Origin of the sequence: Staphylococcus sp. HMSC069D12 (assembly GCF_001810405.1) — a bacterium.
Taxonomy (GTDB): domain Bacteria; phylum Bacillota; class Bacilli; order Staphylococcales; family Staphylococcaceae; genus Staphylococcus; species Staphylococcus haemolyticus.
The window spans coordinates 192,190-203,259 of record NZ_KV801132.1 but is presented as its reverse complement, the minus strand read 5'-3'; the positions used below and the strand labels follow the sequence as shown (position 1 = coordinate 203,259).

At 31.3% G+C, this 11,070-nt stretch carries 11 protein-coding genes and 2 tRNA genes; 12 read left to right on the top strand and 1 reads right to left on the bottom strand.

Going from position 1 to position 11,070, the window contains the following annotated elements; all coding sequences use genetic code 11:
- The first annotated feature begins 25 nt into the window (after nt 1-25).
- The 11 genes from HMPREF2737_RS11650 (at nt 26) to fumC (ending at nt 8,867) form a co-directional block, all read left to right on the top strand.
- Nucleotides 26-100, top strand: a tRNA-Gly gene (locus HMPREF2737_RS11650).
- 44 nt (nt 101-144) lie between these two features.
- Nucleotides 145-228, top strand: a tRNA-Leu gene (locus HMPREF2737_RS11110).
- A gap of 265 nt (nt 229-493) precedes the next feature.
- Nucleotides 494-1,552 (top strand): PTS sugar transporter subunit IIC, encoded by a 1,059-nt coding sequence (locus HMPREF2737_RS11105; RefSeq protein WP_037552175.1) that lies wholly within the window; start codon nt 494-496, stop codon nt 1,550-1,552.
- Between the two features lie 231 nt (nt 1,553-1,783).
- Nucleotides 1,784-3,238, top strand: coding sequence for an ABC transporter substrate-binding protein/permease (locus tag HMPREF2737_RS11100; protein WP_037552177.1), 1,455 nt, complete (start codon nt 1,784-1,786; stop codon nt 3,236-3,238).
- On the top strand, nt 3,231-3,953 hold the full coding sequence (locus HMPREF2737_RS11095) for an amino acid ABC transporter ATP-binding protein (RefSeq protein ID WP_037552178.1): 723 nt from the start codon (nt 3,231-3,233) through the stop codon (nt 3,951-3,953). Before HMPREF2737_RS11100 ends, HMPREF2737_RS11095 begins: the two co-directional genes overlap by 8 nt.
- A gap of 177 nt (nt 3,954-4,130) precedes the next feature.
- Complete coding sequence (gene queG / locus HMPREF2737_RS11090) at nt 4,131-5,258, top strand: tRNA epoxyqueuosine(34) reductase QueG (protein ID WP_037552180.1); 1,128 nt, start codon at nt 4,131-4,133, stop codon at nt 5,256-5,258.
- Nucleotides 5,259-5,729 carry a tRNA (uridine(34)/cytosine(34)/5-carboxymethylaminomethyluridine(34)-2'-O)-methyltransferase TrmL gene (gene trmL, locus HMPREF2737_RS11085; protein ID WP_037552182.1) on the top strand — a complete coding sequence of 157 codons (471 nt, stop codon included), beginning with the start codon at nt 5,259-5,261 and terminating at the stop codon, nt 5,727-5,729. It abuts the gene before it with no gap.
- A 171-nt stretch (nt 5,730-5,900) separates the two neighbouring features.
- Entirely contained in the window at nt 5,901-6,500 is a 600-nt protein-coding gene (locus HMPREF2737_RS11080) for a 6-phosphogluconolactonase (RefSeq protein WP_037552185.1), read from the top strand.
- A 22-nt stretch (nt 6,501-6,522) separates the two neighbouring features.
- Nucleotides 6,523-6,672: an SAS053 family DNA gyrase inhibitor gene (locus tag HMPREF2737_RS11520; RefSeq protein WP_011275410.1), complete on the top strand. Its 150-nt coding sequence runs from the start codon at nt 6,523-6,525 to the stop codon at nt 6,670-6,672.
- A gap of 209 nt (nt 6,673-6,881) precedes the next feature.
- Nucleotides 6,882-7,277, top strand: coding sequence for a hypothetical protein (locus HMPREF2737_RS11075; RefSeq protein ID WP_037552187.1), 396 nt, complete (start codon nt 6,882-6,884; stop codon nt 7,275-7,277).
- A gap of 204 nt (nt 7,278-7,481) precedes the next feature.
- Nucleotides 7,482-8,867: a class II fumarate hydratase gene (fumC, locus tag HMPREF2737_RS11070; RefSeq protein WP_037552189.1), complete on the top strand. Its 1,386-nt coding sequence runs from the start codon at nt 7,482-7,484 to the stop codon at nt 8,865-8,867.
- Nucleotides 8,868-8,932: 65 nt separating this feature from the next.
- On the opposite strand, the gene HMPREF2737_RS11065 is transcribed toward fumC, so the two are convergent.
- Complete coding sequence (locus HMPREF2737_RS11065; RefSeq protein WP_037552191.1) at nt 8,933-9,757, bottom strand: RluA family pseudouridine synthase; 825 nt, start codon at nt 9,755-9,757, stop codon at nt 8,933-8,935.
- Between the two features lie 187 nt (nt 9,758-9,944).
- Here HMPREF2737_RS11065 and HMPREF2737_RS11060 point away from each other — a divergent pair, with 187 nt between their 5' ends.
- Nucleotides 9,945-11,054 (top strand): GAF domain-containing sensor histidine kinase, encoded by a 1,110-nt coding sequence (locus HMPREF2737_RS11060; protein ID WP_037552193.1) that lies wholly within the window; start codon nt 9,945-9,947, stop codon nt 11,052-11,054.
- The last annotated feature ends 16 nt before the right edge of the window (nt 11,055-11,070 follow it).

The window sequence follows — 11,070 nt, the reverse complement described above, 5'->3', positions numbered from 1 at the left end:
CTTCCGCTCCATAATTCTTAATAATGCGGGAGTATTTCAACTTTTAGAATACGTTCCTTCCCGGAACGAGATATAGGTGCAAATCCTATCTTCCGCTCCATGTTTTTGCTTCCAAATGGAAGTTTTTTATTTATCAAAAATTGAGCCGGCGTGGCGGAATTGGCAGACGCGCGGGACTCAAAATCCCGTTCCTGTATTGGAGTGTCGGTTCGACCCCGACCGCCGGTATAATTCTTAATGTGGAAATGTTGTTTTAACAACGTTTCCACTTTTTTTGTTTTGTAATTGATTTCAATTTTTCAATTTTCTAGTCAGTGGTTAAGTATTAGTTATTGAACTATTATATTTATAATTGTTTAACTTCTTATGTTAACTTTTATCAATGGTATTTTTAAAAATTAGCATTAATTTTTGATTAAAAAAGAAACGTTCATATTGTTAAACACATTAGTTTGTACTAAGATAAAGCTAATGTTTGAAAACGGAGGCTACTATGAGTAAACAACGTGTAAGTTTAAAGTATTTTTTTAGTAATATTCTAAATGCGGTAGGTGCTGGAGTAGTATTAGCTTTATTGCCAAATGCGTTATTAGGAGAATTTTTGAAGTTATTTATGGATTCACATCCAATGCTCGAAACTGTTTTTCAATTAGTAATGATAATTCAATCATTCATGGCATTTATTATCGGTGTTTTAGCTGCACATCAATTTAAGTTTAATGGGACAGGTTCTTGTATGGTAGGCATAGCCGCAATCCTTGGATCTGGAGCGGTTCAATTTACAGCTAAGGGCATTGTTTTAAAAGGGATTGGAGATATAATCAATATCATATTAGTTGTAATTATATCTTGTGCAATGTATATGTTTTTACAAGGAAAATTAGGCTCACTTGAAATGATTATATTACCAGTTGTAATACCTGTATTAAGTGGATTAATTGGTTTATTAACTTTACCTTATGTACAAACAATTACTAAAGGACTTGGCCATATGGTGAATTCATTCACTGATCTTAATCCTTTAATTATGTCTATACTAATAAGTGTGACTTTCTCATTGTTAATGGTTACACCTATTTCATTAGTCGCCATAGCAACAGCTATAAGTCTAACTGGTTTGGGAAGTGGTGCTGCTAACATGGGCATTGTCGCAGCTTGTGTGACTTTTATATTCGGTTCAATAAGAGTTAACTCTATGGGAGTTAATATTGTTTTACTTATAGGTGCAGCGAAGATGATGATTCCAGTCTATTTAAAACATTTAATTATTGCAGTTCCTTTAACTTTAAATGGTATCGTCTCTGGTGTATTGACATATGCTATAGGTATTAAAGGTACACCTTTATCTGCCGGATTTGGTTATACTGGCCTGGTAGGACCGATTAATGCATTTAATAGAATGTCTGGAGACACTACTATAATTATTATTTTGCTCGTTTTCGGCTATTTTGTTATTCCATTTGTGAGTGCATTCATTATACATGAAATATGCAAAAAATTAATACCAAGCTATCATGATGGTATATACAAATTCGAAATCCCTAAACAATAATAGCAATTAAAATGTATGTACAAAAGTTTAATTTATATAATGAAATAAATTTAATTCAAAGCTTTTAACTGAATTGAGAAAGTGTTTATATTGACCTTTTCTCAACTCTAGTTAACCTGTCAGGGTGAGACAAAGATTCAAATCGAATTTTGTTTCACTCTTTTTTAAAATTTTTATTGTATATTAATGCGTTTAAGCGTATAATAATGAATTAATTAAAGGAGGTTGCTTATGAAAAAATTAACAAAAGTACTTGCGATAGCAATCTTAATTAGTTTGACATTGATATACATACAACCAATGGCATTAGCTGATGAAGATGCAACTTGGAATAAAATTAAAGATAGGGGTGAATTAAGAGTAGGATTATCAGCTGATTACGCACCATTAGAATTTGAAAAAACTAAAAATGGTAAAACAGAGTATGCTGGTGTAGATATTGAATTAGCAAAAAAAATTGCCAAAGATAATCATTTAAAGTTAAAAATAGTGAATATGCAATTTGATAGCCTACTTGGAGCTTTGAAAACTGGAAAAATTGACATAATTATATCAGGAATGACAACAACACCTGAAAGAAAAAAAGAAGTTGATTTTTCCGAACCATATATGGAAACAGGAAATGTTATGTTAATTAGAAAAAATAATAATGATACCTTCCATAAGTTGAGTGATTTTAATAATAAAAAAATAGGAGCTCAAAAGGGCAGTGAACAAGAAAAAATTGCACAGCAAGAAATAGAAAATGCACAAATAAGTTCATTAAATCGTTTACCAGATGCAATTTTGGCACTTAAAAGTAAAAAAATTGATGGTTTAGTAATCGAAAAACCAGTAGCAGATGCTTATGCTAAGCAAAATAAGGATTTAAATATTGTCCATGTTTCTTTCAATGAAGAAAAGAAACCCACAGTTATAGCACTACCGAAAGACTCACCAATTTTATTAGAACACTTAAATCATTCTATTAAAGATGTTAAAAATAAACATTTAATTAATAAATATATGGATATTGCTTCAGAACAAATGGTTGATGATGGAAGCTTTATTCAAAAGTATGGAACTTTTTTCTTAAAAGGATTACAAAACACTATAATAATTTCTTTAATTGGTGTTGTATGTGGAGCAATAATCGGGTCATTTATTGCACTTGCAAAATTAAGTAAGTTTAAAATTATTTCTTTACCCGCAACAATATATATAGAATTTTTAAGAGGAACACCGATGTTAGTGCAAGTGTTTATCGTATTTTTTGGCACTACTGCGCTTTTAGGATTAGACATTTCTGCTTTAATTTGTGGGACGATTGCCTTAGTTATTAATTCTTCAGCCTATATTGCTGAGATAATTAGAGCTGGAATTAATGCAGTAGATAAAGGTCAAACTGAAGCTGCACAATGCTTGGGGTTAAACTACTCAAAAACAATGATTTATATCATATTGCCTCAAGCTTTTAAAAATATATTACCAGCGCTAGGAAACGAATTTGTAACTTTAATAAAAGAATCATCAATCATATCTACAATTGGGGTTGGTGAAATTATGTTTAATGCACAGGTTGTTCAAGGTATTTCATTTGATCCATTTACACCATTAATCATAGCAGCATGTATGTACTTTGTATTAACTTTTTCATTATCAAGATTAATGAGTTTAATAGAAGGGAGAATGAAAGCAAGTGATTAAAATTGAAAATTTAAATAAAAAATTTGGGAAAAATGAAGTGCTCAAGGATATTAATTTAGAAATTAAAAAAGGTGAAGTATTAGCGATTATAGGACCATCAGGAAGTGGAAAAAGCACTTTATTAAGATGTATGAACTTGTTAGAAACACCAACAAACGGAAGGGTTGTATTCGAAGGTAATGAACTCTCTATTCACAAAAATAACTTAAATAAATTACGTCAAAAAATGGGCATGGTCTTTCAAAATTTTAATCTGTTTCCACATAAGACTGTATTAAATAACATCATATTGGCTCCTAAGTTATTAAATAAAAGCGATTTAAATCAATTGAAACAAGAGGCATTATCATTATTAGAAAAAGTTGGACTTGAAGATAAGGCAAATGTATATCCTTCTCAATTATCTGGAGGACAAAAACAAAGAGTTGCGATTGCAAGGGCACTGGCTATGCATCCAGATATTATATTGTTTGATGAACCTACGTCTGCATTGGATCCAGAGGTAGTGTATGATGTTCTAAAGGTAATGAAAGATTTAGCTAAAGAAGGAATGACAATGGTTGTTGTTACACACGAAATGGGATTTGCAAAAGATGTGAGTGATAAAGTTATATTTATGGCAGATGGGCATGTTATTGAAGAAGGTTCACCTCAGCAAATATTTCAATCACCAACTCATCAAAGAACGCAAAACTTTTTATCAAGAGTTTTATAATAAGTAAACAAATAGCAGCGAGTCTGAGACATCATATCATGTTTCAAACTCGCTATTTTTAAATTGAACTGGAATATTTATTAGGAAAGTGTCCAATTATTATATAAATAAATAACGATTTCATTATGTGGATTATGTTAAAATGTAATATGTATAAATTTTAAGGAGGCAAATGAATTGGATTATAATTGGCTTAAACAAGAAGTCATCGATTATGCTTATTCAATAGGTATTGATAGTATAGGTTTTACTACTGCCGATCCATTTGATGAATTTAAAAAGAAATTAGAAGATTATCATGCAAATGGCTATGCTTCGGGTTTTGAGGAGTCAGATATTTCATTAAGAACTGAGCCAAAATTAAGTTTGCCTACCGCACGCTCAATTATAGCAATTGCTGTTGGATATCCGAATAAGCTTAAAGGTGCACCTAAAAGTGTCAGAGGTGATCGCCGAGGTATGTTTGCTCGTGCCTCTTGGGGGCAAGATTATCACTCTATTATGCGTAAACGTTTAGATAAACTTGCTGATTTTATACAATCTAAAGTTCCTGATGTAGAACTAAAAAGTATGGTTGATACTGGTGTATTATCAGATAGGGCCGTTGCTGAACGAGCAGGTTTAGGATTTGCTGGACGTAATGGTTTTATTATTAATCCAGATTTAGGAACATGGAGTTATTTAGGTGAAATGTTAGTGAGTATTCCATTTGAACCTGATGATCCATTACTTGATAGCTGTGGAGATTGTACAATATGTGTAGATAGATGTCCTACAGGGGCGCTTGTTGGAAATGGTCAATTGAATTCTCAAAAATGTATTAGTTTTTTAACTCAAACTAAAGGATATCTGCAAGATGAATATAGATATAAGATAGGCAATCGCTTATATGGATGTGACACGTGTCAACAAGTTTGTCCTAGAAATAGGGGAATCAATACAACGCATGATGACATTATACTAGAACCTGAGATTCTAAAACCAAGATTAGTACCGTTATTACAAATGAGCAATAAAGAATTCAAACAAACATATGGGCATTTAGCTGGTGCTTGGCGAGGTAAAAAACCAATTCAACGTAATGCAATCATAGCTTTAGCACATTTTAATGAAGAGGCAGCAATACCAGAACTTAAGGAAGTTGCATTAAATGATCCAAGACCAATGATAAGAGGGACGGCATACTGGGCGATTGGCCAAATTCAAGGTGAAGATGCACGTGAATTTATAGTTGCAAACTATGAAAATGAAATTGAAGAAGTTCAAAATGAAATGATAAAAGGACTAGAAATGAGGAAACTTTAAATGACAAACCATATTGTTTTATTTCAACCAGAGATTCCTGCAAATACTGGTAATATTGCACGTACCTGTGCAGGAACGAACACACATTTACATTTAATTAAGCCTTTGGGCTTCAGTACTGATGATAAAATGTTAAAACGTGCTGGCCTTGATTATTGGGAGCATGTATATATTACTTATCATGAAAGTATTGAAGATTTTTTCGATGCTACTCAAGGTGAGTACTACTTACTAACTAAATTTGGAAAACAAACGTATGGTGATTTTGATTTTTCTAAAGAAGATACAGATTATTATTTTATATTTGGAAGAGAAACGACTGGTTTACCGGATTGGGTAAAAGAAAAATACGCTGACATGGCATTAAGAATTCCTATGAGTGAAAATATCAGATCGTTAAATTTATCTAACACAGCCGCTTTATTAATTTATGAAGCATTGCGACAACAAAATTTCCCAGGCTTATCCTAATAAGTAGTAAGTTAGTTAAAATTCTATGCATCTATTTATTAAAAAATGTTATATTTATTAGTGATTTATAATAACATTTTTAAAATAGTTTGATTTAGTGTCTAAAAGGGTAAATTAACGAATAATACGTTATTTATATGACATTGATGAACTAAGAGGAGTGTAATGACAATGGCAATGAACTTTAAAGTATTTAATGATGTAGAACATGTAGCTGAGTACACAGCAGATATCATTAGAAAGCAATTTAATAACAACCCTACAACTATTGCGGGAATTCATTTAACAAAGGATGCTGCACCTGTTTTAGATGAGTTAAAGAAAGATGTAGATCATAATGCGGTTGATTTTAGTCAAGTAAATATCTTAGATTATGACGATAATCGCTCATACTATGAAGCATTAGGTGTACCTGCTAGTCAAATTTATCCAATTAATTTTGACGATGATGCAGAATCTTTAATTGATGACAAAATTAAAACTAAAGAAAATAAAGGCAAATTAATTTTACAAGTTACTTCTATTGATGAATCAGGTAGTTTAAATGTAAATGTAAGACAAGGATTATTAAAAGCACGTGAAGTAGTATTAGTTGTGACTGGTGCTAATAAACGTGAAGTTGTTAAAAAACTTTATGAAGAAAATGGTAAATCTAGCTTTGAACCAGCTGATTTAAAAACTCATAGAATGGTAACAGTTGTTTTAGATAGAGCAGCTGCAGAAGGTTTACCCGAAGATGTTAAAGAATATTTCACTGCTAGATTTGCTTAAATTTAAAAGTGAGGTCTGAGTTATGACTAAAAATAAAGATTCAGAATTAAATTATCATGAGGAAGAAAATGCGATGGTTCAAGATTTAGATGACTTGAAAACATTGGGCAAAGAAATGGAACAAATTTCTGAAGAAAACGATGAGGACAAGTTGAATCAATCGCATGAGTAAATTTTAACTTGATGATAATTAACAAAATAAATATTAGTTATGAACCAAGTAACCTAAGATGTTAAAGATGTCTTAGGTTATTTTTTGATGAAGCAATATACATTGTCATTTGAGTGCGTAAATTCATCAATCAATCATTTAATTCAATTTAATGCTATAAAAATTATGGTAAAATAAAATTCAATGAAAATGTATAAGGAGAGCTTAAAATGTTACATAGATATTGGCTTCCACTTACGATTGCCACAATTATTATTAGTTTACTTTCTATAAAAGGATTTCCAATAGCATTCGGTGCACTTTACTTACCTATTTTGTTTAAAATCATAAAATTACAATTAAAGTTATCTCAAGGCTTAATTGATAATATTAGTGCTCAGCCTTTTATTAAGAGTAATCAAACAGGTGTGTTCATAAGTGTGTTGTGTTGTATTTTAATAACTGGTATTTTAATTTATTCTTTAAATGATATTTATGAGCAATTCACTGGTTTTATAGGATTTCTAGTTCAAATTAGTCCTATTACAATAACTTTAAGTATTATATTTTATATTTTGAGTGCTTTAGCTGTTATTAAAGCAGTAAAAGTTAAATATCAAGTCTAACTTAAGCAAGCAACGGTCAATTACGATAAGACAAAATTTTTCAAAGATAATAACGATTGGGACATTAAATCATTGTTTCAATCGTTATTTTTTATATCTATGATATGAATTTGTATTATTGAAACCGCTTTAGTAATGCATTGCCCCTTTAATTTAAATAATGCTATACTATGAATAAATAATTGTATAAGGGGAGATTATCGCATGTCAGTAAGAATTGAACACGATACATTCGGAGAGATTGAAGTACCTGGTGATAAATATTGGGGTGCACAAACGGAGAGAAGTAAACGAAACTTTCCTGTAGGTAAAGAACGTATGCCAATTGAAGTAGTATATGGATTTGCTCAATTAAAACGAGGTGCAGCATTAGCAAATCATGAACTAGGAAAACTAAGTGACGCTAAAAAAGATGCAATCGTTTACGCTTGTGATTTAATTTTAAAAGGGGAATTAGATGAACATTTCCCACTAGTTGTTTGGCAAACAGGAAGCGGTACGCAAAGTAACATGAACGTTAACGAAGTAGTCAGCTTCGTAGCAAATAAATATTTAAAAGAACAAGGTATCGATGAATCGATTCATCCTAATGATGATGTGAATAAATCTCAAAGTTCAAATGATACATTTCCAACAGCAATGCATGTTGCATTATATCATGAAGTTGAAATGAAACTTGAACCTTCATTAAAACATTTACGTGATACTTTTAAAGAAAAAGAAGATAAATACCAATTAATTATTAAAATTGGACGTACACATTTACAAGATGCGACACCAATTAAATTAGGTCAAGAAATTAGTGGCTGGCGTTATATGTTAGATAAATGTGAAGAATTATTAGCTGAATCAAAAAAACATATCTTAAGTTTGGCTATCGGTGGAACTGCCGTAGGTACAGGTATTAATGCACATCCAGAATTTGGTAATAAAGTTGCTAAATTTATCTCAGAGAATACTGGATATAAATTTGTATCATCTGAAAATAAATTCCATGCGTTGACTTCACATGATGAAGTCGTGCAATTACATGGTACGTTAAAAGCCTTAGCAGCAGACTTAATGAAAATCGCCAATGATATTAGATGGTTAGCATCTGGTCCTAGAGCGGGGCTTGCAGAGATTTCAATTCCTGAAAATGAACCAGGATCATCAATCATGCCTGGTAAAGTAAATCCAACACAATGTGAAATGTTAACTATGGTTGCAGTACAAGTTATGGGTAATGACACTACAGTTGGTATTGCAAGTTCTCAAGGTAATTTTGAATTAAATGTATTTAAACCAGTAATTCTTCATAATACATTACAATCAATTTACTTACTTGCAGATGGTATGCAAACGTTTAATGATAATTGTGCAGTCGGCATTGAACCAATTGAAGAAAACATTAATAATTATTTAAATCAATCATTAATGTTAGTTACTGCGCTAAATCCACACATTGGTTATGAAAAAGCTGCTCAAATTGCCAAGAAAGCACATAAAGAAGGGTTAACATTAAAAGAATCGGCTATTCAATCTGGTCATGTTACAGAAGAACAATTTGAAGAATGGATAAAACCTGAAGATATGGTGGATCCACACTAAAAAACAACCACATATAACTAATAAAAGGAGTAACTGTCTATGAATCGATAGTTACTCCTTATTATTTATTCATCATCCAAACTAACTGATATTAATTCTTGAGTGAGTGGATGTTTAAATTCAATTTTATGACTATTAAGTTCTAGTTGGCGTAATGTAGAATTACCATACAAAGGATCGCCTATAACAGGATGACCAATTTCAGCTAAATGAACTCTAATTTGATGGGTACGGCCCGTATCTAATTTAATATCCAATTGGCATACGCCTTCTTTTATCATTTTAGAGGAAAGAATATGCGTAATTGCTCGTTGACCTGTATTAGAAATTCGTCGTTTATTAGGATGGAATTTATCCTTACCTATAGGACTATCAATAGTTTGAGGTTTAATTGGTAATAATGACTTAACATTAGCCTTATATATTCTTGTAATTTCATTTTCTTCCAACATACGATCTAGAATTTTTTTCATTAGAGGATTCTTAGCTACAATGAGTAAACCAACCGTTTCTTGGTCTAAGCGATGAATAGGTTCGACATATTCACTATCTAACGTATAAATAACATGATTCATTAAAGTGTTACTCTCTTTTAAATCGTTTGGATGAGTCTTAACGCCTTTAGGTTTCATGACAATAGCTAAATCATCATCTTCATAACTAATTTGTGCGTAACGATAACTAGGTAAGTAATTACTTTTTTCTACTGGTGTTGGAATGTAAATATCATCCCCGGTAACCACTTTATCTGTTAATTTCGCAGGGTGATTGTTTATAGTTATATCTTTTGACATATTTAACTGATGTAAGTCTTTCTTAGGCAATTTCAATGATTGAAAGATTTCTCTCAACGTATTTTGATTATAATTCTCATGTATTTTAAACTTCATAATTTCCTCCTAATAGCATTCGCATTAATCATACCATATCTTAGATTGCTAATAACGTATATTAATCACAATCTTACGAAATTCATAATAAATAATAATATGTAACTTAAAAATTTTTACATTTTTAAAAATGTAAATCTCACTGTATAATAAGACTAATGCAAATATGAGTAACTGAGGCGATTTCATGGAAAAACCAACACGCTTAGCATTATTAAAAGAAATAGCAGAATATCTCAATGAGGAAACAGAATTATATAATATGATGCACGGTGCTTTGAATTATTTAATAAATGGTAGTAACTTTACAACTGGTTGGATTTTCTTTATAGATAATAACGGCCATCACGAGATAGTAGCTGATGTTGATCTCCCAGGTGCATTAAAAAAGGATAATTGCTGTTATATGAAAGAGGGATCTTGTTGGTGTGTCACTGCGTATCATAATGAGCGTTTAACGAAGGCTTCTAACATAATCAATTGTTCTAGAATAAATTTAGCAAATCAAGCATATAAAGCAGCAACAGAAGGTGTAACACACCATGCTACAGTGCCACTACGCTCTGGCACAGAACAATATGGTTTACTCAATGTTGCATCACCATATACTACGCGTTATAGCGAACAGGATTTAGCCCTATTAGAATCGGTCGCTTTACAGATTGGCTCTTCAATTAAACGCATTTATTTAACTGATCAAGAAAAAGAGGCAGCTAGATTAAATGAACGTAATCGCTTAGCAAGAGACTTACATGATTCAGTAAACCAACTATTATTTTCATTAAAATTGACCGCTCATGCAGCACATGACATAACGACAGATGAAATTGCGAAAAAAGCTTTTAAGACAATTGAAGAAACAAGTCAAAATGCGGTTAATGAAATGCGTACACTAATTTGGCAACTTAAACCAGTAGGTCTTGAGCATGGTTTGGTGCAGGCATTAAATCAATATGCACAAATTCTTAATATAAAACTAACAATAAGTGTTGATGGAATTATTAGTTTATCAAATATCGTAGAAGAGAACGTTTACAGGATATTACAGGAATGTATAAATAATACTAAAAAACATGCTCAAACTAATTCAGTACATATTATTTTAAAACAAGATAAAGAAAAGTTGATAATTATTGCAAAAGATGAAGGAATTGGTTTCGATATGAATAAAGAAACTAATACTTCATCACAAGGGTTAAAAAACATAAGTCAACGAATTTATGCATTAAATGGACAAGTTAACATAGATACAATGCCTAACAAAGGAACAACGCTATCTTTAGAGATTCCTTTGTAAATTGGTGAAAGGAGAA

Coding starts and splice junctions, on each gene's coding strand:
- HMPREF2737_RS11105 (WP_037552175.1), top strand. CDS start 494: ATGAGTAAACAACGTGTAAGTTTAAAGTATTTTTTTAGTAATATTCTA.
- HMPREF2737_RS11100 (WP_037552177.1), top strand. CDS start 1,784: ATGAAAAAATTAACAAAAGTACTTGCGATAGCAATCTTAATTAGTTTG.
- trmL (WP_037552182.1), top strand. CDS start 5,259: ATGACAAACCATATTGTTTTATTTCAACCAGAGATTCCTGCAAATACT.
- HMPREF2737_RS11080 (WP_037552185.1), top strand. CDS start 5,901: ATGGCAATGAACTTTAAAGTATTTAATGATGTAGAACATGTAGCTGAG.
- HMPREF2737_RS11520 (WP_011275410.1), top strand. CDS start 6,523: ATGACTAAAAATAAAGATTCAGAATTAAATTATCATGAGGAAGAAAAT.
- HMPREF2737_RS11075 (WP_037552187.1), top strand. CDS start 6,882: ATGTTACATAGATATTGGCTTCCACTTACGATTGCCACAATTATTATT.
- fumC (WP_037552189.1), top strand. CDS start 7,482: ATGTCAGTAAGAATTGAACACGATACATTCGGAGAGATTGAAGTACCT.
- HMPREF2737_RS11065 (WP_037552191.1), bottom strand. CDS start 9,757: ATGAAGTTTAAAATACATGAGAATTATAATCAAAATACGTTGAGAGAA.
- HMPREF2737_RS11060 (WP_037552193.1), top strand. CDS start 9,945: ATGGAAAAACCAACACGCTTAGCATTATTAAAAGAAATAGCAGAATAT.